This window comes from Ancylobacter moscoviensis (assembly GCF_007559435.1).
Classification (GTDB): domain Bacteria; phylum Pseudomonadota; class Alphaproteobacteria; order Rhizobiales; family Xanthobacteraceae; genus Ancylobacter; species Ancylobacter moscoviensis.
The window spans coordinates 75,423-98,157 of the sequence record NZ_VMBP01000004.1 but is presented as its reverse complement, the minus strand read 5'-3'; the positions used below and the strand labels follow the sequence as shown (position 1 = coordinate 98,157).

23 protein-coding genes are annotated in these 22,735 nt (G+C 63.3%); 15 read left to right on the top strand and 8 right to left on the bottom strand.

The features are described 5' to 3' along the window. The first annotated feature begins 17 nt into the window (after positions 1-17). The 12 genes from FO470_RS12890 to FO470_RS12835 all read left to right on the top strand — a co-directional run bounded on the left by FO470_RS12890 (position 18) and on the right by FO470_RS12835 (position 9,993). Positions 18-527, top strand: a complete 510-nt coding sequence (locus tag FO470_RS12890; RefSeq protein WP_144343383.1) for a flavin reductase family protein — start codon at positions 18-20, stop codon at positions 525-527. Between the two features lie 48 nt (positions 528-575). Next, positions 576-1,667 carry an LLM class flavin-dependent oxidoreductase gene (locus FO470_RS12885; protein ID WP_144343382.1) on the top strand — a complete coding sequence of 364 codons (1,092 nt, stop codon included), beginning with the start codon at positions 576-578 and terminating at the stop codon, positions 1,665-1,667. 62 nt (positions 1,668-1,729) lie between these two features. Continuing rightward, complete coding sequence (locus FO470_RS12880; protein WP_144343381.1) at positions 1,730-2,554, top strand: ABC transporter substrate-binding protein; 825 nt, start codon at positions 1,730-1,732, stop codon at positions 2,552-2,554. Positions 2,555-2,608: 54 nt separating this feature from the next. Continuing rightward, the gene (locus FO470_RS12875) at positions 2,609-3,271 is read left to right on the top strand and encodes an amino acid ABC transporter permease (protein WP_144343380.1); all 663 of its coding nucleotides are present in this window, start codon (positions 2,609-2,611) and stop codon (positions 3,269-3,271) included. A gap of 2 nt (positions 3,272-3,273) precedes the next feature. Beyond that, complete coding sequence (locus FO470_RS12870) at positions 3,274-3,930, top strand: amino acid ABC transporter permease (protein WP_144343379.1); 657 nt, start codon at positions 3,274-3,276, stop codon at positions 3,928-3,930. Continuing rightward, complete coding sequence (locus FO470_RS12865) at positions 3,927-4,670, top strand: amino acid ABC transporter ATP-binding protein (RefSeq protein ID WP_144343378.1); 744 nt, start codon at positions 3,927-3,929, stop codon at positions 4,668-4,670. Before FO470_RS12870 ends, FO470_RS12865 begins: the two co-directional genes overlap by 4 nt. A gap of 53 nt (positions 4,671-4,723) precedes the next feature. Next, positions 4,724-5,485 (top strand): SDR family NAD(P)-dependent oxidoreductase, encoded by a 762-nt coding sequence (locus tag FO470_RS12860; RefSeq protein WP_144343377.1) that lies wholly within the window; start codon positions 4,724-4,726, stop codon positions 5,483-5,485. Positions 5,486-5,509: 24 nt separating this feature from the next. After that, complete coding sequence (locus FO470_RS12855) at positions 5,510-5,929, top strand: Rid family hydrolase (protein ID WP_144343376.1); 420 nt, start codon at positions 5,510-5,512, stop codon at positions 5,927-5,929. Positions 5,930-6,066: 137 nt separating this feature from the next. Then, the gene (locus tag FO470_RS12850; RefSeq protein WP_144343375.1) at positions 6,067-7,014 is read left to right on the top strand and encodes a 3-hydroxyacyl-CoA dehydrogenase; all 948 of its coding nucleotides are present in this window, start codon (positions 6,067-6,069) and stop codon (positions 7,012-7,014) included. 58 nt (positions 7,015-7,072) lie between these two features. Then, complete coding sequence (locus FO470_RS12845) at positions 7,073-7,987, top strand: SMP-30/gluconolactonase/LRE family protein (protein ID WP_144343374.1); 915 nt, start codon at positions 7,073-7,075, stop codon at positions 7,985-7,987. Between the two features lie 35 nt (positions 7,988-8,022). Then, complete coding sequence (locus FO470_RS12840) at positions 8,023-9,099, top strand: aldo/keto reductase (RefSeq protein ID WP_144343373.1); 1,077 nt, start codon at positions 8,023-8,025, stop codon at positions 9,097-9,099. Positions 9,100-9,249: 150 nt separating this feature from the next. After that, entirely contained in the window at positions 9,250-9,993 is a 744-nt protein-coding gene (locus FO470_RS12835) for a GntR family transcriptional regulator (protein WP_244616642.1), read from the top strand. A gap of 255 nt (positions 9,994-10,248) precedes the next feature. On the opposite strand, the gene FO470_RS12830 is transcribed toward FO470_RS12835, so the two are convergent. Beyond that, a complete protein-coding gene (locus FO470_RS12830; RefSeq protein WP_144343372.1) occupies positions 10,249-10,533 on the bottom strand; it encodes a hypothetical protein in 285 nt (94 codons plus the stop codon). 490 nt (positions 10,534-11,023) lie between these two features. On the opposite strand from FO470_RS12830, the gene FO470_RS12825 reads away from it, so the two are divergent. Then, positions 11,024-11,788 (top strand): tetratricopeptide repeat protein, encoded by a 765-nt coding sequence (locus FO470_RS12825; protein ID WP_186291949.1) that lies wholly within the window; start codon positions 11,024-11,026, stop codon positions 11,786-11,788. 133 nt (positions 11,789-11,921) lie between these two features. On the opposite strand, the gene FO470_RS12820 is transcribed toward FO470_RS12825, so the two are convergent. The 6 genes from FO470_RS12820 to FO470_RS12795 form a co-directional block, all read right to left on the bottom strand. Next, positions 11,922-13,574 carry an amidohydrolase gene (locus FO470_RS12820; protein ID WP_144343370.1) on the bottom strand — a complete coding sequence of 551 codons (1,653 nt, stop codon included), beginning with the start codon at positions 13,572-13,574 and terminating at the stop codon, positions 11,922-11,924. A gap of 103 nt (positions 13,575-13,677) precedes the next feature. After that, complete coding sequence (locus FO470_RS12815; RefSeq protein WP_144343369.1) at positions 13,678-15,177, bottom strand: aldehyde dehydrogenase family protein; 1,500 nt, start codon at positions 15,175-15,177, stop codon at positions 13,678-13,680. A 22-nt stretch (positions 15,178-15,199) separates the two neighbouring features. Continuing rightward, positions 15,200-15,511 (bottom strand): EthD family reductase, encoded by a 312-nt coding sequence (locus tag FO470_RS12810; RefSeq protein ID WP_144343368.1) that lies wholly within the window; start codon positions 15,509-15,511, stop codon positions 15,200-15,202. Continuing rightward, complete coding sequence (locus FO470_RS12805; RefSeq protein WP_144343367.1) at positions 15,508-16,032, bottom strand: flavin reductase family protein; 525 nt, start codon at positions 16,030-16,032, stop codon at positions 15,508-15,510. The genes FO470_RS12810 and FO470_RS12805 overlap by 4 nt, the downstream gene beginning before the upstream one ends. Continuing rightward, positions 16,032-17,111, bottom strand: coding sequence for an LLM class flavin-dependent oxidoreductase (locus FO470_RS12800; protein ID WP_144343366.1), 1,080 nt, complete (start codon positions 17,109-17,111; stop codon positions 16,032-16,034). Before FO470_RS12800 ends, FO470_RS12805 begins: the two co-directional genes overlap by 1 nt. A gap of 66 nt (positions 17,112-17,177) precedes the next feature. Next, on the bottom strand, positions 17,178-18,605 hold the full coding sequence (locus FO470_RS12795; protein WP_144343365.1) for a cytosine permease: 1,428 nt from the start codon (positions 18,603-18,605) through the stop codon (positions 17,178-17,180). A 448-nt stretch (positions 18,606-19,053) separates the two neighbouring features. On the opposite strand from FO470_RS12795, the gene FO470_RS12790 reads away from it, so the two are divergent. Further along, a complete protein-coding gene (locus FO470_RS12790) occupies positions 19,054-19,995 on the top strand; it encodes an Lrp/AsnC family transcriptional regulator (RefSeq protein ID WP_186291948.1) in 942 nt (313 codons plus the stop codon). A 408-nt stretch (positions 19,996-20,403) separates the two neighbouring features. Here FO470_RS12790 and fabG read toward each other — a convergent pair whose 3' ends face one another. After that, the gene (gene fabG / locus FO470_RS12785; protein WP_144343363.1) at positions 20,404-21,183 is read right to left on the bottom strand and encodes a 3-oxoacyl-ACP reductase FabG; all 780 of its coding nucleotides are present in this window, start codon (positions 21,181-21,183) and stop codon (positions 20,404-20,406) included. Positions 21,184-21,440: 257 nt separating this feature from the next. On the opposite strand from fabG, the gene FO470_RS12780 reads away from it, so the two are divergent. Next, positions 21,441-22,595 carry an ABC transporter substrate-binding protein gene (locus tag FO470_RS12780; RefSeq protein ID WP_144343362.1) on the top strand — a complete coding sequence of 385 codons (1,155 nt, stop codon included), beginning with the start codon at positions 21,441-21,443 and terminating at the stop codon, positions 22,593-22,595. Positions 22,596-22,735: the final 140 nt, after the last annotated feature.

The window sequence follows — 22,735 nt, the reverse complement described above, 5'->3', positions numbered from 1 at the left end:
CTCAGAGGAACCCAGAAATGCTTAGCCAGGATCAACGGACAGAGCACTTCCGGCAGTCTATGCGTCGGCTGGCATCGACGGTCTGTGTAATTTCCTGCAAAAGCGGCGATGTACGGTATGGAATTACTGTGACATCGGTCACTCCGCTGAGTTTCTCGCCCATCTCGATCCTGGCGTGTGTAAACAAAAGAGCGTCGATCAGCTCGCCGTTGAAAGACGAGGGGCGCTATTGCATCAATGTCCTGCGTGCCTCCCAGGCCGATGTTTCGAATTCCTTTAGTGGCGGACTGCCTCTGCAAGAGCGTTTCGACATCGGAGGCTGGGCCGAAATCGACGGTATTCCCTACCTTCCGGACGCTCAGGCCTCGCTCTTCTGCGAAGTCGAGCAGGCCATCTCGTACGCCACGCACGACATCATCATCGGCGGTGTCAAGGCGGCCCATTTCGCTCCGGATATTGCCCCTCTCATCTACCAGAACGGCTCATATGCGGTCGCTGCGCCGCTAGCCCTTCAGAAGGCTGGTTAAGACACGCGCGGCAGCCACCAGCCACCGCGCACGACTCAGGAGAATTTGATGCAACTCGGTCTGTTCAACCTCATGACCCTCCGTGACCACCCGGACGGGTCTCGCGGGGTGATGCGCGATACGCGCAAGATGGTCGAGACCGCCGAAGAATTAGGCTTCGATATCGCATGGTTTGCCGAGCATCACTTCGCGAACTACTCCAGTTCGCCGTCGCCCCTGATGATGTGCTCATATGCGGCCGGCTGGACGAAGAGGATTAAGCTCGGACCAGGCGTGATCGTGCTGCCGCTCTACAATCCACTTCGCGTGGCGCAGGAGATCGCCGTCGCCGATACACAGACCGACGGCCGCCTCGTCATCGGCATGGGGACTGGCTATCAGCAGTACGAGTTCGATCGCTACAAGGTCGTGCTGGACGACCGCGTGGACGTTTTCCTCGAATACTGGGATGTGATCGAGCGGGCGCTTGTCGACGGCGAGGTCGAGTACAATGGCAAGTACGTCTCCCTTCCGAAGACGCATTTCGCCATACGCACGCAGCAAAAGCCTTTGCCGCCGATCTTCGTGACCTCGTCGCATCCCAGGCTGCTCGATCGGTTCAAGAAGTGGAAGGCGACGCCGTTCCTTGCCGCGAGCACGCTTGGCTCGCCCGTTCTCTACAAGATGGTCGATGGCCTGAACGACGCCTGGACGTCGATCGGCGAGCAGCCGTCGACCAAGCCGCTGGCCATCATGCAGTATGTTTGCATCACCGACAGCCGGGCCGAGGCCTTGGAGGCGGCAGAGCGTGCCCGCTATGTCGGCCGGATGGCGCATCATCTGCGTCACGCCGAACTTCCGCTCGATGAAAGCGGCTTCATCAAGAACCAAGCCTATGATGGCGAGTACACGCTGGACGAGTACGCCGACAAGACCGTCGTTGGCGACCCCCACGCCGTCGCCGAGAAGATGGTCGCCGATATCAAGCGGCTGAATCCCAGCAATTATACCTGCAATTTCTCGTTCGGCTGCATGTCCCTCGAACGTGCGCACAAGTCCATCGTGCGCTTCAAGAGCGAGGTTGTACCGCTGATCGAAAAGGAGCTGGGCCCGCTCTCCGATATTGGTGTCGGGAGCGAGACGGTAAAGAAGGCAGGCTGAGCACACGGCGCAGCGTGCACTCTGCAATACTCGAACAAATTCCAAAAAGAGGGGAGTTCTGTATGAAGACACTTGCTTATGCACTGACCGCAACGACCGTACTCGCATTGGCGTTTGCGGGCCCGGCGAGCGCGCAGTCCGCTTTGGACAAGATCGTGCAGTCCAAGAAGCTGCGCTGCGGCGTCATGTTGGACAGCCCGCCCGCGGGTTTCCGCGACGCCAAAAACGAACCTGACGGCTACGACGTCACCTACTGCAAAGACATGGCGAAGGCGCTCGGCGCCGAGCCGGAGATCATCGAAACGCCGTCGCCGGATCGTATACCGGCGCTGGTTTCGAACCGCATCGACGTGCTGATCGCCTCCACGACGCCGACGCCGGCCCGTGCACTCACCGTTGCCTTCACCCAACCCTACACAAACAATGTTATGGCTGTTGTTACCCGCAAGGGTACCGGCATCACCCAGTATTCTGATCTGGCATCCAAGAAGCTCGGCTCCGTGGTTGGCAACACGCCCGAGAAACTCTTCCGGGAAGAGCTTGAAAAGGGTTGGAAGGATTCCGGCGCGACCTACACTGGCTACGCCAGCGATGCCGAGCAGTTCATGGCCCTCCAGCAGGGCAAGATCGACGCCATCGTGATCAACGTCGCCGTCTTCAACCAGTTGGCGCAGAGCGGTCAGTTCCCGGAATTCGTCATGGCCGGCCTGGCGCCGCTTCCGGACTTCGGCTCCATCGCCGTCAAGCGTGACGACCAGCAATTCCTGAACTGGGCCCGGATCTTCGTCTTTACGCAGGTTGCTAACGGCCGCTGGGCCGAAGTGTACCACAAGTACTACGGCGATGGTCCGCTGCCGCCGCTGACAGCCGAAGGCATCAACTTCTAACCACAAGGCTTGTGCCGGCGGGAAAACCCGCCGGCATCTCCATGGGATGATTGCATGAACGGCTATCAGTTTTACTGGTCCATCGTCTGGGATTCGCTTCCCCTTCTGTTGGCCGGAGCCTGGGTGACGGTCCAGATCACCCTGCTCGCCTTCATCATCGGCACGCTGATCGCTATGCCGATGGCCGTCGCGCGCCAACACGGCGAGGGATGGGCCTACCGCTTTTCGACATGCTGGGTTGAACTGTCGCGCAACACACCAGCCGTGTTTCAGCTCTATGTCTTCTACTTCGGGCTGGGCGCCTTTCACATCAACATCTCCAGCTACGCTGCCGTCCTCATCTCCGTCTCCTTCAACAACGCGGGATACATGACGGAGATTTTCAGGGGTGGCCTGTCAGCCATTCCGCGACAGCAACTGCCGGCCGCGCGCTCTCTCGGCATGACGGGAGCGCAGAGTTTCATCCATGTGATCTTTCCGCAGATGTTCAAGGTGATCTTCCTTGCCTATGTCACGCAAGGCATTTGGGGGATGCTGAACACCTCGCTTGGTATGCTGGTCGGATTGCCGGAACTTTCGGGAGCGACGCAATATGCTCAGTCCAACTCTTTCCGGACGTTCGAATTCTTCCTGGTGACCGCGTTGATTTACTATCTCATCGCCAAAGCACTGCAGTTCTCGGCCCAGCTGGCGTTCCGGCTCGTCTACAGGAGCTAAGCGTGCAATTTCAGTTCGCAAATCAAGGCCTCGCCTGGTCGGACGCCTATTTCCTGGCCCAGGGACTTCTCAACACCGTCAGGCTGGCCGTCACCGCCACCATCATCGGCACGCTGGCCGGGATCGTTCTTGGCTGGCTGCGGACCGTGTCCGTCACCATGAGGATCGCCACCTCGCCGTTTATCGACATTCTGCGTAGCGTACCGATGATCATTCAGTTGATCCTCGCCAACAGCTTCCTGTCGATCCTCGGCTTCGGCGCTTCGCCTTTCTGGTTCGGCACCTTCGCGCTGAGCGCCTGGATGGCGGCGGTGACCGCCGAGGTGGTCCGGGCAGGCCTTCTTTCGGTCCCGGTTCAATACCGCAAGAGCGCCCGCTCGCTCGGCATGAACGGCTTTCAGGAACTGGTGCACATATCGATGCCACTGGCCTTCAGGACAGCACTGACGCCGTGGATCGGCCTCGTGCTCAGCCTGATCAAGGACAGCGCTCTGGCCGGCGTGGTCGGCTACGTCGAATATATGCGAGCTACCCAGATCCTCATCACGAGGACGCACGAAACCTGGTTGCTGCTGATAGGGGCGGGTCTTTTCTATTTCATCATCTGCTATCCGGTTTCCCGGTACAGCCGCCGTCTGGAGAGGAAGATCGTCGTATGATTGAAATCAAGGACGTACGAAAGACCTTCGGGATACTGGCGGTACTGAAGGGCATCAATCTCGACGTCAACAAGGGCGAGCTCCTTTGCCTGATCGGCGCGAGCGGTTCAGGCAAATCAACTCTTCTTCAATGCATCAACGGGCTTGAGCCGATACAGGGCGGCGAGATCATCGTCGACGGGATCAGCGTCCATGATCCGAAGACCAACATCAACATGCTCCGCCGCAAGCTGGGCATCGTTTTCCAGCAGTACAATGCGTTTCCGCATCTGACGGCGCTAGAGAACGTCGCCCTCGCGCCTCGCGTCGTCGCCAAACGCGGCCGCAAGGAGGCGCTCGCTCTGGCGCAGAAGCATCTCGACCATGTCGGCCTGGGAAACAAGGCGGACAGCCTTCCCTCGCAGATGTCCGGCGGCCAGCAGCAGCGCCTCGCCATCGCGCGCGCGCTCGCCATGGAGCCGAGCTACATGCTGTTCGACGAGGTCACGTCCGCGCTCGATCCCGAACTAGTCGGCGAAGTGCTCGAGACGATGCGTTTGCTCAAGAGCGAGGGCATGACGATGGTCGTCGTCACGCACGACATCAATTTTGCCCGCGAGTCCGCTGACCGCGTGGCGTTCCTGCACCAAGGCGAGGTCTGCGAAATCGGGACGGCGGAGGAGGTCATCGACAATCCGCAGAAGGAACAGACGCAGAAGTTCCTCCGTCGCGAAAAGCGCAAGCCATTAGAGGTCGCCTGAAGTTCGGGCGCCTGATCGATATCCATCCGACACTGCACATCAAAGGTAGTAAGATGATCTCGTATAATCTCACGGGAAAGACGGCGCTCGTCACCGGAGGAGGCTCCGGCATCGGCCTCGAAGCTGCGCGCATCATGGCTGAGAGCGGCGCAAAGGTGGCCATCAACTATCTGCCGTCGGACTCCCGCGGCGAGGCCGCCCTGGCAGAATTCAAGAAGCAGGGGCTCGCCGTCATCGGTGCGCCCGGAGATGTTGGCAATGCCGACGATGCCTCGCGGATGGTCCTCAAGGCGATCGACGACCTCGGCCACCTCGATCTTCTGATCAACAATGCCGGCACCCCCGGCCGCAACACGCCGGTTCCGATTTCCGATCTCGACCAGATCACGGAAGAACTGTGGGCCAACCTGCTGAACGTGAACCTGATGGGCGTGTTCAGGTGCGCCAAGACGGCGGCGCCGGCCCTGAAGGCGTCGAAGGGGGCGATCGTCAACACGGCGTCGATCGCCGGTTTCGGCGCGATCGCCAGCACTCCCGCCTACAGCGCCTCGAAGGCTGGCGTCATCAACCTGACCAAGAACCTCGCCCACGCCCTGGCGCCAGAGGTGCGGGTCAACGCGGTCGCTCCCGGCGTCGTCGACAGTTCCTGGATCATGGAGTGGTCCGAAGAGCGTCATAACGCGGTCCTCGCCAATACGCCGCTGAAGCGTGTCTGCACCACGAAGGATGTCGCCGAACTCATGATCTTCCTCGGTTTCGCCGGAAGCATGATCACCGGCCAGACCGTCTCGATCGACGGCGGCGTCTATATTTGAATTCAGAACCGCATCGGAAGAAAAATGGAAATCGTAAAGCTCAAGTCGGGCAGCATCCTCGAGCATAAGGAAAGCTATTCGCGGATCGTCGCACTGGACAACTGGATATTCATGTCCCTTACGTCTGGTCGGGATTTCACGACGCGCGTCATGCCGGACACCACGCTGGAGCAGGCGAGGAACGCGATAAAGAACGTCGAGGGCGCGCTGGCTGCAGTCGGTTGCAGCCTCGCCGATGTTGTCCGCCGTCGGCTTTTCATCACCCGCCAGGAAGACGTCCCGGAAGTCATGGCCTATATGGGGGAAGTGTTCCGCGGTGTCGATCCTGCAAGCTGCGTCAGCTGCAACCCGCTTGGCGGCCCTGAGTATCTCTTCGAAATCGAAATTACCGCCTATCGCGGTGCGGGAGCCCTCGCCGTGAAGAATTTGTCGATCTCGCTCTGATCGGAAGAGACGAGGAGCGCATCGGCGCGTAACGCGCCGATGCACATTGGCCAGCCCTCTCGATCGGTCCGCGCTGCGGCCGTGGGGGCCGGCATCCAAAAACAATCACGAAAACTGCGAGACGGAGAGAAACGCCGATGGCGACGGTAGCGGTTCTTGGCACGGGAGTCGTCGGATCTTCCTGGGCTCTGGTATTTGCGCGCGCAGGGTACGACGTTCGCGTCTTCGACATTTCCGAAAGTGCTCTGGCGGCCACAACGACGTTCGTACGACAGGCTCTGGGAGACCTCACGAAGGAAGATCTCGCCGGACCGGACCCCATCGACGTGGTGATGGCACGGCTTCACACCACGACGGATCTGGCCGCGGCAGTCGTGGGAGCCGACTACATCCAGGAAAGCCTGCCGGAGCGTGTCGAGCTCAAGCGGTCCTTCTACGTGACACTGGACGAGCTTGTCTCTCCCTTGACAGTGATTGGCAGTTCCACGTCGGGACTGCCGGCCTCCTCCTTTACGGAGGGGCTTCGCAACGCCGCGCGCTGTCTGGTGGTTCACCCGATCAATCCGCCGCATCTGATCCCGCTCGTCGAGATCATCCCCGCTCCATGGACCGAGGCTTCCGCCGTGGAGCGCGCCGTCGTGTTGATGCGAGACGTCGGCCAATCTCCCGTGACACTGACCCGCGAGATCAATGGATTCCTGGTCAATCGCCTGCAGAGCGCGGTTCTCGGGGAGGCGTTCCGCCTCGTGGAGGACGGCGTCTGCGATGTCGATGCCGTCGACAAGGCGATAAAGGACGGGCTCGGCCTTCGCTGGTTTTTCATGGGGCCGTTTGAAACCATCGATCTTAATGCAAGCCAGGGTGTCTCCGAGTATTGCCGGAACCTTGGCCCCATGTACGAGAACCTTGCCAGGGAGCAGGCGGATCCACGTAGCTGGTCTCCGCAGCTCGTGGCGAAGATCAATGCAGCGATGCGCGCCGCGACACCAATGGAGAAACTGACCGAGAAGCGGGGTTGGCGCGACCGCTGCCTCGCATCCTTCGTGTCAGCGAAGAAACGCGTCCTCGGAGCCCGGACGGCTTGAAAGTGAAAAGACGTGCCGGCGGAGGAAAGGCCGACCGGCCGCATGGGAGGAATCCACCGTGAGTACTTCTTATTTCGAGGCGTTGGACCCGCGCTTCAGCGCGTTCATCATTCCGGTGTGCCAGCTCGAGCGCCTGTACAGCGGCACGCGCTGGGCCGAAGGGCCGGTCTATTTCGCCGACGGACGCTTTCTGGTCTTCAGCGACATACCGAACAACAGGATGCTGAAGTGGGACGAGCAGAGTGGTCACGTCGACATCTTCCGGTATCCGTCCAATTTCTCGAATGGAAATACCCGCGACCGTGAGGGCCGTCTCATCTCGTGCGAGCACGGAGCCCGGCGTGTCACCCGGACCGAGTATGACGGCCGCATAACGGTTCTGGCGGACAACTATCGGGGCAGGCGCCTCAATTCCCCCAACGACGTCGTGGTGAGTTCCGACGGAGCCGTGTGGTTCACGGATCCGCTGTACGGCATCCTCACGGACTATGAAGGCCACAAGGCCGAAAGCGAGACGGGCGCGCGGAACGTCTACCGGCTTGATCCGCTGGACGGCGAACTCTCCGTGGTCGTGGACGACTTCGACATGCCGAACGGGCTCGCCTTCTCGGCCGACGAAACGACGCTCTATGTCGCCGACAGTGGACGCTCCCATGGCCGTGACAAGCCGCATCATATCCGGAAGTTCTCGGTTGGTGCCGGAGGAAAGCTGACGTCCCAAGGGGTGCTGGCGGATATCGATCCGGGCGTCCCGGACGGCATCCGGCTCGACATCGACGAGAACATCTGGGTTTCCGCGGGCGATGGCGTCCATTGCTATGCGGGTACGGGGGAACTGCTTGGGAAGATTCTGATCCCGGAGCCGGTTGCGAACATCACCTTCGGTGGCCCGAAGCTCAATCGCCTTTTCATTACGGCGAGCAGCAGTCTTTACGCTGTCTACCTGAACACACGCGCTGCCGGCGCGAAGTAAGGTTCCCCTCGCCACGCGAGAAGAGAGTTTGGATCATGAAGTATCGCAATCTGGGCAGAACCGGCCTCAAGGTATCCGCATTGAGCATGGGTACCTTCACATTCGGTGGAGAAGGCATGTTCTCCGCTGCGGGCAGTCACGGCGTGGACGAGGCGCGCCGGCTCGTCGGACTTTGCCTCGATGCCGGCATCAACGTATTCGACACGTCGAACATGTATTCTACGGGGCGCTCCGAGGAGATCCTTGCCGAAGCGCTCGGCAGCCGCCGTCAGGATGTACTGATCTCCTCGAAGGCACGGATGCGCATCGGGAGCGGTCCCAACGATGAAGGCGTCTCGCGCTATCACCTGATCCGAGAGTGCGAGAGGAGCCTGAAACGTCTCAAGACGGACGTCATCGACATATACTATATGCATGAATGGGATGGACTGACGCCGCTGCAGGAAATGCTGCACGCGCTGGACACTCTCGTGACCGCCGGCAAGATCCGCTACATCGGTTGCTCGAACTATGCCGGCTGGCAACTCATGAAGGCGCTCGGCACAAGCGACAGCCATGGATATCAGCGCTTCGTCACGCAGCAGATACATTACACCCTGGAAGCGCGCGAAGCCGAGTACGAACTGCTGCCGATTTCGGTGGACCAGGGCCTCGGCGTGCTCATCTGGAGCCCGCTCGCCGGCGGTCTCTTGACGGGGGCGCATCGTCGCGGCCAGCCGACACCACCCGGATCGAGGCAGGCCAAGGGCTGGACCGAGCCTCCCATACGTGATGTGGAACGGCTCTGGCGTATCGTCGACGAACTCGTGGCGATCGCCGATGCTCGCGGTGTCACCGCGGCGCAGGTCGCCCTCGCATGGCTACTGGATCGCCCGGCAATCACGTCGCTGGTCGTCGGGGGCCTCACGGAAGCGCATTTCCGGGACAATATCGCGGCGGTCGAGCTGGAGTTGACGCCGGAAGAGACAAGGCGGCTCGACGATGTGAGCGCCATTCCCTCCATCTATCCGTATTGGCACCAGTTCAATTTTGCTCGGGATCGGTTCAGTGACGCGGACTGGGTCCTGCAACGCAACTACGTGACGCGTAATGCGGGGCTATCGGCAGGGTAATATCAAGCAAGACTGGCGGATTTCGTTTTTGCACCTTTCCCGTGTGGAACTCCTCGCGACGGGCTTCTCATCGAGCGATCGGGTTCGTATATAATCTACATCTTCGATGGCCGCGCAGCCGATCTCCAGCGGTCGCCTATGGGGTTCTCGATGCGACATGCAAGCGCGACCGGCGCCATTCTGACTCCCATGACACAGCCGGAGAGCACGCAGTTTGCTGCGGAGCAGATCCGCAACGCCATCATCGCCGGGCACTTCAAGCCCGGTGACCGGCTGGTGGAGCAGCAACTGACCGACATGTTGAATGTCTCGCGGCACCCCGTGCGCGAGGCATTGCGCCTTCTGGCTCGCGAAGGATTCGTCGAGATTCAGCGCAACAAAGGCGCGTCAGTCAGCGCGGTGGACCCGCACAGCGTCATCGACGTCTACAACATCCGGATGGCGCTCGGCAGGATTGCCCTCGACCATCTGCTGTCGGAGCCCGGCAGGGTATCGCCAAGTGTGCTGAAGCAGCTTGAGAAGCTTGCCCAGAATTCGGCGAAGTACGCAGGGCTGGAGGATCAGTCGCATACGCTGATGAACGACTTCGAGTTCCAGCAGGCGATCATCGATGCCACCGGGCTTCAGCGCACGATGCGATACTTCTCCGAGCTCACGGGGGATGTCAGGCGCTTCAATAATCTGCTTTCCGTTGTCTACACCGACCGCAAAGGCGACTCCGAGAAGTACGTCGTCAAGCTCTACGAGGCGATCCGCGACGGTGATCGCGAGGAAGCGCAGAGAATCTGGCAGGCCAAGTTCCACAAGGCAGTCGAGCGCTACCTCTCGCTGATCAAGGACATGGAGTCGGACGGAGCCCGGAGGCCTCGGCAGGCCGCGCGGGGAAAGAGTTAAGAGAAAATATTTGGTTGAAAATAGCTTATTTCGCAAATTCGGGCGAATTATATTCGCGATTTGAGTAATAATTTATATTGTTAATATTGAATTAACGAGGTTTTTCCTATCAATGTTTAGTCCGTGCTTTCATGGAAGCCTCACCGACCGCCTCTCAGGATCGGTGAGGTAGCTTGCAACAGAGATGACGCACCAATGACGCATTGCCCTGCGTCTCTGAAACGGACACCCAGAGCGCCCGGCTGGCAGTGAACATCACGGATGAGTCATCTGCTCACCGATGTCGAGGCCAAAGGTCCGGCAATCCAACGCATCGGCGCCTCGGGCGAACAGGCTGGCCATGGAGTGGAGCGGCATCGGCATGTTCGGTGCCTCACGCAGGGCGAGCGGCAGCTTTTCCTTCTCGAAGATGTCGAACGGGACGCGCTCACCCGCCTCGCGCTCCACGCGCTCGGGCAAGCCGCCGAACCCTTTGGCCTGGACGAGGGGCGTGCTTCCCGAGTAGCTCACGTTACACGCGCCCTTGACGCAAAATGACAAGCAAAATCCCGGCTAATCTGGTCAAAATCGGGACTGATCCCAAGTCGCCCGGTCTGCGGACCGACGGTCGAAGCGAAGGGGCAACACTCCAAAACGGATTAAACGCAAGCCGCAATATGTTACGACGCACGAATATCGAAAGCTGATTGGGGCAGTATATCTGCCGAGTAGCGTTACCGGAGTGCGCTATATTTGCATTCATGTAGCCTCATGCGCGCCGGGAAGAGATGAAGCGACTTTCACATGTGCTGGCGATTATCGGCACGCTGGCTCTCTCCACCGTGCCGGCGCTGTACGATATCCTCGCGTCGTGAAATGAGGGCACGGCCAAGTCGACCATCGAGAGCTTCGTCAAGCGCCGATCGCGCTGGCAAACCCTCCCGCCGTTCCAGCCATCGTCCGGGCGACGGCCGTTTCCGAGCTACCGGGTTTTCCCTCCATTGCCAGCGAAGAGGCCATAGCCAAAGCCCTCGCGGATCCCGATCCGCTGGTGCGCATAGCGGGCCTGCGCGGACAGGCGGGGCAGCCGCTCGACGTCCGGTGGCGCCGCGTTTCACCGCTGCTCACGGATCCCGTCGCGGGCGCGCGGATCGAGGCGGCGAGCCAGCTCGCCGATCAGCCGACATCCACGCTCACGGAAGCGGACAGGACAAAGTTGGAAGCGGCCTGGCGCGAATATGAGGCGGCGCAGCGGCTCAACGCCGATCGCGCGGAGGCGCGTGCCAATCTCGGCAATTTCCTGCTGCGGCGTGGCGATGTGGCGGGCGCGGAGGTGGAATTCCTGGCCGGGCTGAAGCTCCAGCCGGCCAATGCGGGGCTGATGATCAATCTGGCCGAATTGTATCGTCTCCAGGGACGCGAGGACGAGGCGCGAGAGACCCTTCGCCGCGCCATCGCCGCGCAGCCGGAGGCTGCCGCGCCATACCATGCTTTGGCGCTCGCGCTCATCCGCCAGAGACATTATCCGGAAGCCGTGGACCACCTGGCGCGCGCCGTGGCCCTCGCCCCGGAAAATCCGCGCTACGCTTATGTCTACGCTGTAGCGCTCAGTTCGACCGGTCGTCGGGCCGAGAGCGCGGCCGTTGTGTCGGACGCGCTCCGTCGCACGCCCAATGATGCCCCGCTGCTGACGCTGGCACTGAATGAGGCGCTTCAGTCCGGTGACATCGACCGGGCCCGGACGCTTATTCCCCGACTGGTAAGCCTGCGCCCGGACGACGCCGAACTCGCTCGGCTCGCCGAGCGGCTGCGGTGAGGGAGTCGCGGGGGACTGCAGGCCAAAGCGAGCGCGGAGCTTCTTACAAGACGAATGTCATCCTCCCGGAGAGCAGACACTTCCAATGTCTCAGCTGGGTCACTGCGCGCCGCAGTGCTGCATTGTGCGATGCTCAGAAGCGGCCGGCTGTCTTGGAACGCACGACCGATCCCCGTGCCATGACGAAATCAACGCCGATTCCGCGCAGCGCATCGACGTCGATCTCGAACGGATCGTGGTCCAGCGCAATGATGTCGGCCATCTTGCCCGGCGCCAGGCTGCCCTTCTGGTCCTCTTCGCCCAGGACCGAGGCGGCGTCGATGGTGTGCATGCGCAGCGCCTGCTCGAGCGTGATCGCCTCGTCGATGTCGATGAAGCCGCCAGAATAGGTCTGCCGCATCAGGCAGCACCAGATGCTGAAGAACGGGTTAGTGGCCTCGCGCTCGGAGCCGATCCACACGTCGGAAGACCCCGACAGCCGCCAGCCGGCCTCCAGCAAGGTGCGGAAGGGGAAGCGGCCCTTGAGACCGTATTCGCCGAGATAGTCCGGGAAATATTCGCCGAAGGTGTAGAGGAAGACCGGCTGCGGCACCGGCACGATGCCGGCCGCCGCCCACAGCTCTGCGGTCTGCGGGTTGGGCATGAGATTGCCGGCATGCTCGATGCGCACGCGCTGGCGCCCGCCTCCCGCGCCGCCGAGTTCCGCGACGCTGCGCGACAGCCAGTCTTGCGCGCGGTCGCCATTGGCGTGGACGGCGAGCTGGAGACCGTTGTCCTGGCATATGCGCAGGGCCCGGCGCAGGAAATATTTCGGGAAGGCGATGTTGCCGCGGAAGTCGCCAGCATCCTTGTAGCAGCAGTTCACCGCCGCGCTGCGGGCGGAGAAGCCGCCATCGGAGAACATCTTCACCCCCTGGATGCGGATCGCGCTTTCCGGGGCCGTGAAGGAAAGGTGGTCGCGCCAGTGCGGCACCTGCTCCAGCGACATCGTGCCGGGCACCCAGAGATAGATGCGCATGGAGGCCGGCAGCCGCCCCGCCAGCGCCAGCTCGTTCATCGCCTGCAAACCGCCGACGGTTTCGGAAATCTCGCCGATGGTGGTGACGCCGTAGCGCGTGAAATAACGGCCGAGCCCGTCCTCGATCGCCTCGGCAAGCTCCGTGGCGGAGGGCGACGGCAGCGGCAGCAGGACGTCCATTTCCTTGACGATGCCGGTGGGGTCGCCATGGGCGTCGCGCTCCACCGTCACCGGCCCGGTGATGCTGTGGGTGGGCGGCACGAAGGTCCGGTCGATGCCGGCCACCTCCAGCGCGCGGGTGTTCAGAACCGTGATGTGCCCGCCGGCGCGCAGCGCGATGGGCCGCTCCCGGCTCACCGTGTCGAGTTCCCCGCGGGTGGGAAGCCGGCCTTCCTTCAGCTTGCGGTCGAAGAAGAGATTGGCCTGCCCAACGATCCAGTCCGAGCGTCCACCCGGCTCGGCGCCGGCGAGCGTGTCCAGCACGGCGGGAACGGTGTCGCACTCCGGCGCCCGGCAGTCGACGGTGCGGTAGGCGGTGCGGCAGACGACCTCGGCATGGGCGTGGACGTCGACGAAGCCGGGCATGAGAACCCTGTCGCCAAGGTCGATGATTTCGCGGGTGCCGTCGTCGAGGTCGGCCAGGTCGCGTCGGCGGACCAGCCGCACGATCCGCTCGCCGCGCACGAGGATGCCTTCCCAATCGGTTGCCGCGTCACGCTCCATGGTGATGACCCGGCGGGCGAGGACGACCTTTTCTTCGATGGACATGGCGGAACCTGCGGCGGGGCATGACAAGGAGACACGCATCCGCACGGGATGCACGCGAGGGCGGTGGCGGCGCACAGGCGCCGCCACCGGGCAGAGCGAGAAGTCAGGCGTAGTTGACCCAGACGGCCTTGGTCTGAAGGTACTTTTCGATGCCCTCCCGGCCGTTGTCGCGGCCATAGCCCGACTGCTTGTAGCCGCCGAAGGGCGCCGCCGCGTCGAACTGGTTGTAGGTGTTCACCCACACCGAACCGGCCTTGAGGCTGGCGGCCAGCGCATGGGCGCGCCCGACGTCGCGGGTCCACACGCCGGCGGCGAGGCCGTAGGTGGTGCGGTTGGCGCGTTCGGCTACCTCCTCGATGGTATCGAAGGACTGCAGCGCCAGCACCGGCCCGAAGATTTCCTCGGCGACGACCTTGGCGTCGTCGGACGGGTCGACCAGCACGGTCGGCTCGTAGAAGCAGCCCGCCTCGGCGAACTCGGCCGGGATACGCCCGCCGGTGGCGATCTCGATGCCGCTGTCGCGGGCACCCTCGACGTAGCGCATCACCCGCGCACGCTGCTCGGGGGAGACGAGAGCGCCGAGCGTGGTGTCCGGCACCAGGCCGTGGCCGAGCTTGAGCTTGCGGGCCTCGGCGACGACGGTGTCGGCGACCTTCTCGAACACCTTCTTCTGCACCAGCAGGCGCGAGCCGGCGGTGCAGACCTGACCGGCGTAGAAGAAGATGGCCATCGCCGCGGTCTGCGCCGCCGCCTCGATGTCGGCGTCGTCGAAGATGATGTGCGGGCTCTTGCCGCCGAGCTCCAGCGAGACGTGCTTGAGCGTCGAGGTGGCATTGCGGGCGATCAGCTTGCCGACCTCCTCCGAACCCGTGAAGGCGATCTTCTCGATGCCAGGGTGGGCGCAGAGCGCCGCGCCGGTGGTCTCGCCAAAGCCGGGAAGCACGTTCAGCACACCGTCCGGCAGCCCCGCCTCGGCGGCGATGCGCGCGAGATAGATGGCGGCGAGCGGCGTCTGCTCGGCGGGCTTCAGCACCACCGTGCAGCCGGCGGCGAGCGCCGGGGCGATCTTGAAGGCCGCCTGGCAGAGCGAGAAGTTCCACGGCACGATGGCCGCCACCACGCCGAGCGGCTCGCGGCGTGTATAGCAGTGCATGGACGGCTGGGTGACGGGCAGCACGCCGCCCTCGATCTTGCTGCACCAGCCGGCATTGTAGCGCAGCGCCCCGACCGCCAGCGACACGTCCACGAACTTGATGTGCGTCACCGGCTTGCCGCTGTCGATGCTCTCGATCTCGGCGAATTCGGCCGCGCGCGCCTCGATGAGATCCGCGAAGCGATGGAGGATGCGCTCGCGCTCGCCGGGCGCGGTCTGGCTCCAGCCGGCGAAAGCGGTCTGCGCCGCCTTCACCGCGGCATCGACGTCGGTCGGACCGGCATGGGCGACGGAGGCGATCTTGCCGCCCGTGGCGGGATCGAGCGTGTCGAAGGTCTCGCCCGAGGCGGCGTCCCGGAAGGTTCCACCGATGAAAAGCTGCATCGGCCCCGCGAGGAAGGACTTCACCGTGGCGGAAAGGAAGGCGGAGGGATCGAAACTGATGGTCATGGAGATATGCCTCGTCTCGCGATCACAGGACCGTCTGAACGTCGATGGTGAGAAGGCGCACGCCGCCGGTGGCGAAGTTGGCGAGGTCGGCGACCGCCGCCTGCCCTTCCGGCGAGCCGAGCGAGGCCGCCATGTCCTCGTCTGAGCTATAGCTCAGCGTGGCGACGAGATAGGGCGCGTCGGCCGGCGGGTTCGCCGCCACCGGGCCGCGGCTGATCTCGAAGCCGGCGAGCTTCGGCATCGCCGTGGTGAGAGGCGTGTGGACCTCGGCATAGTGGCGGTCGAAGGCGGCCGGGTCCTCCGGCGTGCCGTACAGAACGATGACACGCTTCATGCGGGTGTCCTCAGATGGCGGGTGGGGTGCAGGGCGCGGCGGAAATAGAGCAGCGGATGGATGTCGTCCGGCCGGTCGATGGCGCTGATCTCGGCGGTGACGAGCACATGGTCGCCGCCCGAATGCCGGGCCGCGACGCGGCAGGCTACGACGCCGGCGGCGTTCGCCAGCCGCGGCAGGCCGAGCGGCCCGCGCGCCCAGTCCGTCCCGGCGAACTTCTCCGCGCCTCCCTTGCCGGCGAAGGCATAGGCCAGCGCCTCCTGACCCTCCGCCAGCAGGTGGAGCAGGAAGGGCTGGCCCTCGGGCAGACAGGCGAGCGTCGCCGAGCCGCGGTCGAAGGCGCAGACCATCATCGGCGGGTCGAGCGAGAGCGACATCACCGAGGAAAGCGTCGCTCCCACCGGCTCGCCCTGCGGCGACAGCGTGGTCACGACGGTGACGGCCTGAGGCATGGACGCCATCAGCGCCTTGAAGCCGGCGGCGTCGGGCCGGGCCGGCACGGAGCAGGCCGCGGGGCTCATCACTCGGCCGCCCGCAGTTCGGTCTTGCGGAAATGCGGGATCACCTCGCGACCGATCAGCTCATACGAGCGCAGGATATCGGCATGGGGAACCCCGTCGACGCGCAGCAGCACCTCGTCGACGCCGCGCTGCTCCAGCTCCTTCAGACGCTTCACGAAGTCGTCGGGGGTGCCGATCATCACGGAGGGCGTCTCGTTGACGAGGAAGTCGAGATTGCCGTCGTTCTCCAGAAGGCGGGTCATCTTCTCGTCGAGATACTGGTAGGACTGGCGCTTCCCGAGGGGCACGTAGAGATCGAGGATGAACCGGAAATAGCCGAGCGCCACGTCGCGGGCGATGCGGCGCGCCTCCTCGCGGGTCTCCGCGCAATAGGCGGTCGCGACGTAGAGGCCGGCCGACTCGGTGCGCCCCGGTGCCATCGAAGTGCCTTCCTTCAGACCCTCGCGATAGGCATCGATGCAGGACTGCAGATAGTCGAAGCCGAAATAGTTCTCGAAGGTCAGCACGCCGATGCCGCGCCGGCCGGCGAGACGATGGGTCTCGACGCTGGAGGCCGAGACCCAGAGCGCGGGGTGCGGCTTCTGCAGCGGCTGCGGCACGATCTGGCGCGGCGGGATCTTCCACACCGGGCCGTCATGCTCCAGCGTCGGCTGCGACATGGCCTTCACGAGCACTTCGATGCTGTCTTCCCACTGGGCGCGCGTCTCGGCGGGCGAGACGCCGAAGGCTTCCAACGTCGTGAGGTTGTTGGAGCGGGCGGTGGCAATCTCGGCACGGCCCTTCGACACGATGTCGAGGGTAGCAAGGCGCTCGGCGACCAGGATCGGGTGGTTCCACTTCAGCAGCACCGAGCACATGATGCGCAGGCGGATATTCTTCGTCTCGCGGGCGATGGCGGCATAAAGGACCTCCGGCGCCGAGACGGTGAAACGGGGCGGCGAGAAATGCTGCTCCGAGGTGCCCCAGCTGTAGAAGCCAAGTTCGTCGGCCCTCACCACCTCGGCGATCATTTCCTCGTAGCGCTGGGCGACGCTCACGCCCGGCATGGTCTCGCCTTCCTGCAGCAGACCTATTCTCATGGGGCACTCCTGAATTTCTGAGAGGACCGGAGCGGCGGGCGCCGGGAGCGGCCCGCCGCCGGCACGTCAGGCCTCGTAGCCGCCCTTGCGGGCACGGACGACGAGAAGCCGGGTGATGACGATGAATGCGAGGCCGGCGACGAACGCCGCGGGCAGTGAGGCGGTAGTGATCTCATAGGGCCAGGCCGAGGCGTAGCTGAGCGGGTTGAGCAGGCACAGATAGGTGCCGATGCCGATCAGCAGGGAGAGGATCGCCGCCGGGTTGAAGCCACCCCAATAGTAATAGTCGGCGCCGGGGCGGGCGTCGTAGATCGCCCGGATGCTGACACGGCCTCGGCGCAGGAACCAATAGTCGGCGATCTGGATGCCGCACAGCGGGGCGAAGGCAATGGCGATGAAAGCGAGGAAGGTGCCGAAATTGTCGAAGAACAGCGTCGGCAAGCCAACCCCGATCAGCGCCACGGGGCCCACAGAGAGCAGCAGCAGCAGCGGCCAGGGCGCCTTCTCCAGCGTCCTGTAGTGCCGAAGGCCGATCGCCGAGGCGTAGATTCCCGCCACCGCCGTTCCGAGATTCGCCGCCGTCACGAAGGCGAGCGAGATCACCGCGTAGGTCGGGCCGCCGATGGTCGCCATCCACTGCGCCGGATCGGAGATCTGCAGCACCAGTACGCCGGCGACGCCAATCATGCTGAGCAGGCCGACCACCAGGCCGAAGCCGATCATCGCTGGCGCCGCCGCCTTGCGGGCGCTCGGCGTCATGCGGACCATGGCGCCGAAATAGGGCCACCAGGACAGTGCGGGAGCGATGGCGAGCTCGATGCCGGTCGCGTAGTTCCACTGCGCGTCGGACGCCGCGTATTGCGGAACCGCCGAGACCAGCGTGTCCCAGCGCTGGGAGACGATGAGCCACAGCATCCAGAAGCCGACGACGACATGAACGACGAGGATCTGCGCCACACGGTCGACGCCGCGCGAGCCCTTGAGCAGGATGGTGAAGGAGATGGAGCAGGCGACCAGCGTCGCCAGCGCGCTGACCAATCCGTGGTCGCCTTCCGGGAGCGCGCCCACCGCGACCAGGAACTGCGCGAAGGAGCGGCCGAAGAAGATCAGCAGCAGCGAGTTCCAGCCGAAAATGGACAGATACTGGAGCGCGAAGGGAATGATCCAGCCGCGCGTGCCGAACTGCGGCTTGCAGGCGGCGATGGAATCCACACCGAAGCGGATGCAGGTCGGCATCAGGGCCATGATGACCAGGAAGATGCCAATCATGCTGCCGCCGACGAGCACCGCCAGCGACTGCCAGAAGCCGAGATAGTAGCCGACATACTCCCCGATGATGTAGCACCAGGTGGCCGCGGCGACGGTGGTGAGCGAGAAGAGCAGCCGCCACGAGCCCCAGGTGCGCTCGGCGAGCAGCATGGGATAGGCCGTCTTGTCGACATCGGCGGAAGCGGTGCCCGCCGCCGGCGCGTCATGGGCGAGGATCGAGCTCATGCTACCAACCCCAGCCCAGGATGATCGCCGGAATGACGAGACAGGCCGCGATGACCTGCATCCACGTCAGCATGTCGAAGCTCTGCCCCTGGTTCTTCTCATCCTCTAGGAGGCAATACGACTCGACAGATCATTTTCGTTACTGCTCATGTTCACCTCTGATCTGGGATATATTGTTCTTATTGGCCATATCTGCCGCGCAAATTACATGACCTCGTCATTGGCTTTGCCTTATGACGCGACATACTGCGCTTTCGGTGGTATTTTTCGTTCTTTTTGACTTAAATCAAACCGTATTCCGCATTATCGGCCGTTGTCAATTCCGTTTATCGCGAGGAAACCGGGCTCCATTGCCGGAAACCGCGTCGCTCAGGGGTCGCACGACCAGCTTGCCTCCCCCGACCGGGGCTCCTATGGGTGAATGCCGCCGTCGCAGAAGGATGGGTATGTGCCGGGACTTACACGGGGAATCGAGCTCGACGCGACCGACCGGGCGCTGATAGCCGAGCTGCAGGTCGACGGGCGCGTTCCCTTCGTCGAGTTGGGCCGCCGGCTCGGCCTTTCCGAGAAGACGGTGCGCAACCGCGTGTCGGCGCTGCTCTCCAGCGACGTCATCCGCATCATCGGCCTGACCGACCCGCGCATGCTCGGCTTCGAGGCGATCGCCATGGTAGGGCTCACGACCGACCCGGCGGTGCCCGCCTCACAGATCGCCGCGGAGATCGCCGGAATCCGCGACATCGACTACGTCGTCGTCACCACCGGGCGTTATTCGATCATGGTGGAGATACTGGCAACCAGCCCCGAGCGGCTGCGCCATGTCATCGAGCGGCAGATCGGCCCCATCGCCGGCGTTCGCTCGATGGAGATCTTCCCCTGCTTCTCGCTGTTCTACCAGAAGGCGCGCTTCCTTGCCGAAGGCCCGGCCTCAGGCGTGCGCTCATCGCCGCTTTCGGAGCTCGACCGCCGGCTCGCCATGGTGCTCAGCACGGACGGGCGAATGCCTTTCCGGGTGGCCGCGGACCGGCTCGGCATTTCCGAGACGCAGGTGCGCGCCCGCGTCTCCGCCATGCTGGAGGCGCGCCAGCTGAGCATCCTCGCCATCATGAACCCGCTGGCCGTCGGCCGGAGCGTCGCCTGGCTCGGCCTCAAGATCGCGTCGGGCGCCCGCTGCGAGGACGTGGCAAGCCATCTCGCCGACGATCCGAGCGTCTCCTACGTCTTCATCTGCGGGGGACGCTTCGATCTCTTCGTCGAGGTCATCTGCGACAATGATAGCCAGCTCTATTCCGCCATCGACAAGCGCTTCCGGTCCGACCGGCGCATCGCCAATGCCGAGCTGTTCTACTATCTCGATCTTCACTACAAGATTCTGTCCGACATCGACTGACAACAGAGCCAGCTAAAGACACTTGCTTGTGTCAGTGAAACGGCACGGTGCAATGCATCCGCGGCTCAGCGAAGGAACCGGCACAGGGGCGCATTCTACCCAAGCTTGCCGCATGCTGACGTCACCGGCGGCTCAGCCATTATCTGAAGCGCCAGTTCCGGCTTGGTGGCTCAGGAATGGCGTCGGGCAATCATCCCCTATCTATTTCGAGGTGCCCACGTCGTATGCGCCGCAACTGCGCCCTTGAGCTGTGAGTCCGAAGGGCAAAAATGCTCGGTACTCTTCGACAGCCAAAGCCCATGCGAGGAGCACGCATCCTCCTCCGAGGCTTGATGGCTACCGGCGCGAACAACGGCGAGCAGAGAGACGGCGGCATCCGGCCGCCGTCTCCTTTCTGCCGACCCTGCGTCAGGCCGTGCCCATCTCGTCGAGCGCCATGGGCGATTCCGGCAGTACCTGGCCGCCGTCGATCACCATGCCCTGCCCGGTGATGTAGGCCGCCTCCTCGCTGGCGAAGAACAGCGCCGCATTGGCGATGTCGAACACGCTGCCGAGCTTCTTCATCGGCACGCTGGCGGCGGTGGAGGCGATGTAGGCCTCACCCATGCCCTCCATGCCTTCGGTGAGGATGTTGCCGGGCATCACCGCGTTGACGGTGATGTTCCACGGCGCCAGCTCGATCGCCGCCGTGCGCATGAAGCCGAGCTGACCGGCCTTCGACGCGCCATAATGCGTCCAGCCGGGGAAGCCGGTGATTGGTCCGGTGATGGAGGAGGTCAGCACGATCCGCCCCTTTCTCTGCACCTTCATCGCCGGCAGCACGGCGGAGACGGAGAGGAAGGTGCCCTTGAGGTTGGTGTTCATCACCAAGTCGAAATCGGCCGCTGTCATCGCCCCGAGCTTGGCGGCCGGGAATATGCCGGCATTGGCGCAGAGCACGTCGATGGAGCCGTAGCGCTCGACCGCGACCTTCGCCATCGCTTGCGTCTCTTCCTCGCTGGTGACGTCGGCGGCGAAGCCCGAGGCGTTCGGCCCGATCTCGGCCGCCACCTTCTCGGCCTCGGCGAGCGAGCGGCTGACCACCAGCACATTGAGCCCCGCCTCCCCGAAACGTAGCGCGATGCCGCGCCCGATGCCCTTGCTGGCGCCGGTGACGATGACGGTTTTTCCCGCGAGCGACGTGAACATGTTCAGGCCATTCCCCAATTTTTCTGGATGATCAAAGGCTTGTCAGGTCAGCGCGCCACATCGCCGGCACGAATGCCGTCGATTTGGGCTGCCTGCCTTTTCATCACGTTGCGCTGCAAAATTGGTGTTGTAAAGCCCAAAACAGGGTGTTTAGGATCGCACACAGTCCAACATAAGAACCACATCGGCTCGCTCCGGTGCGGCATCGAACGCGCGGCGGCAAACCATCCGCGCCAACAATCCAGAGGGACTTCGAGATGGCCGGTATTTCCAGAAGGTCGCTGCTGAAGGGCATGGGCACGGGGTTGGGGGCTCTCGCCGCCGCCGGCCCCCTGATGAACGCCAACAAGGCGTTCGCCGCGCGCGAGAAGGAACTGAACATCCTGTGCTGGGAGGGCTACAACTCCGCGCAGGTGCTCGACCCGTTCCGTTCCAAGACCGGCGCCACGGTAAAGGCCGAGAGCCTCACCAACGATCCCACCATGATCAACCGGCTGCGCGCCGGCGAGATCAACACCTGGGATCTGATCAACGTGAACAACCCCTGGGCACGCAAGGTGATGCTGCCCGAGAAGCTGATCAAGCCGCTGCCCAAGGCGGAGTTCGAGCCGTTCTTCGACAAGATGCTGCCGAGCTTCAAGCCGCCCTATAAATGGGCGATGAGCGACGACGGCAAGGACCTGATCGGCATGGCCCAGCGCTTCGGCCCCTACAGCTTCGTCGTCAACACCGACAAGGTCAGCCGCAAGACCGCCGAGGAGGTGGGCTGGGACCTCTTCAACGACCCCGCCCTCGCCGGCAAGTACGGCATCCTTGAATCCGACGACTGGAACGTCTTCAACCTCTTCATCGTCGCCGGCATCGATCCATTCAAGGAACACACGCCGGAGGAGATGACGAAGTTCGACGAGACCGCCAAGCGCGTCTTCAAGGGCGCCAAGCTGATCGGCGACATCGCCTCGATGAACCAAGCGCTGATCTCCGGGGAGATCGACCTGCATCTGACCGGCGGCACCTATTCGGTCTCGCCGGCCCGCGCCGACGGCCATCCGAACCTGCGCGCGATCACCCCGCTCAAGGGTCCGCTCGCCAGCGGCAAGGGCGGCATCTCGTGGATCGAGATCACCTCGACGGTGAACAATCCGAACCTCTCGCCGCTGGCGCTGGAGTTCCTGAAATACGTGCAGGATCCCGAGGTCGCGCATACCGTCGCCTTCGCCGAGGGAACGTTCAACCCGGTCTCGCAGATGGGCAACAAGGCCTGCTTCGACCTCTTCACCAAGGAAGAGCTCGACGCGATCCAGTGGGACAGCCTGGAAGAGGAGATGGCCCGCTCGGTCGAGTACGACATCGTGCCCGATTACGACAAGGCGCTCGATCTGATGAACGCGGCCAAGCGGCTTCGGGGGTAAGGCGCGGGCTACGGCGAAGTAGGTTCGTCATGGCCGGGCCTGGCCCGGCCATCCACGATTTCTATGGCGCCGAGGCCGATCGAAGGCGTGGATCCCCGGAGTTCGGGTTTACCCGAATTCCGTTCGTGGGAAGCCAAAGT

What these genes read in the sequence shown, in the direction of transcription:
- FO470_RS12850 (WP_144343375.1), top strand. Translation starts at nt 6,067, where the DNA reads ATGGCGACGGTAGCGGTTCTTGGCACGGGAGTCGTCGGATCTTCCTGG.
- FO470_RS12795 (WP_144343365.1), bottom strand. Translation starts at nt 18,605, where the DNA reads ATGAGCTCGATCCTCGCCCATGACGCGCCGGCGGCGGGCACCGCTTCC.
- FO470_RS12805 (WP_144343367.1), bottom strand. Translation starts at nt 16,032, where the DNA reads ATGAGCCCCGCGGCCTGCTCCGTGCCGGCCCGGCCCGACGCCGCCGGC.
- FO470_RS12815 (WP_144343369.1), bottom strand. Translation starts at nt 15,177, where the DNA reads ATGACCATCAGTTTCGATCCCTCCGCCTTCCTTTCCGCCACGGTGAAG.
- FO470_RS12840 (WP_144343373.1), top strand. Translation starts at nt 8,023, where the DNA reads ATGAAGTATCGCAATCTGGGCAGAACCGGCCTCAAGGTATCCGCATTG.
- FO470_RS12780 (WP_144343362.1), top strand. Translation starts at nt 21,441, where the DNA reads ATGGCCGGTATTTCCAGAAGGTCGCTGCTGAAGGGCATGGGCACGGGG.
- FO470_RS12875 (WP_144343380.1), top strand. Translation starts at nt 2,609, where the DNA reads ATGAACGGCTATCAGTTTTACTGGTCCATCGTCTGGGATTCGCTTCCC.
- FO470_RS12885 (WP_144343382.1), top strand. Translation starts at nt 576, where the DNA reads ATGCAACTCGGTCTGTTCAACCTCATGACCCTCCGTGACCACCCGGAC.
- FO470_RS12855 (WP_144343376.1), top strand. Translation starts at nt 5,510, where the DNA reads ATGGAAATCGTAAAGCTCAAGTCGGGCAGCATCCTCGAGCATAAGGAA.
- FO470_RS12860 (WP_144343377.1), top strand. Translation starts at nt 4,724, where the DNA reads ATGATCTCGTATAATCTCACGGGAAAGACGGCGCTCGTCACCGGAGGA.
- FO470_RS12820 (WP_144343370.1), bottom strand. Translation starts at nt 13,574, where the DNA reads ATGTCCATCGAAGAAAAGGTCGTCCTCGCCCGCCGGGTCATCACCATG.
- FO470_RS12865 (WP_144343378.1), top strand. Translation starts at nt 3,927, where the DNA reads ATGATTGAAATCAAGGACGTACGAAAGACCTTCGGGATACTGGCGGTA.
- FO470_RS12800 (WP_144343366.1), bottom strand. Translation starts at nt 17,111, where the DNA reads ATGAGAATAGGTCTGCTGCAGGAAGGCGAGACCATGCCGGGCGTGAGC.
- fabG (WP_144343363.1), bottom strand. Translation starts at nt 21,183, where the DNA reads ATGTTCACGTCGCTCGCGGGAAAAACCGTCATCGTCACCGGCGCCAGC.
- FO470_RS12835 (WP_244616642.1), top strand. Translation starts at nt 9,250, where the DNA reads ATGCGACATGCAAGCGCGACCGGCGCCATTCTGACTCCCATGACACAG.
- FO470_RS12880 (WP_144343381.1), top strand. Translation starts at nt 1,730, where the DNA reads ATGAAGACACTTGCTTATGCACTGACCGCAACGACCGTACTCGCATTG.
- FO470_RS12890 (WP_144343383.1), top strand. Translation starts at nt 18, where the DNA reads ATGCTTAGCCAGGATCAACGGACAGAGCACTTCCGGCAGTCTATGCGT.
- FO470_RS12810 (WP_144343368.1), bottom strand. Translation starts at nt 15,511, where the DNA reads ATGAAGCGTGTCATCGTTCTGTACGGCACGCCGGAGGACCCGGCCGCC.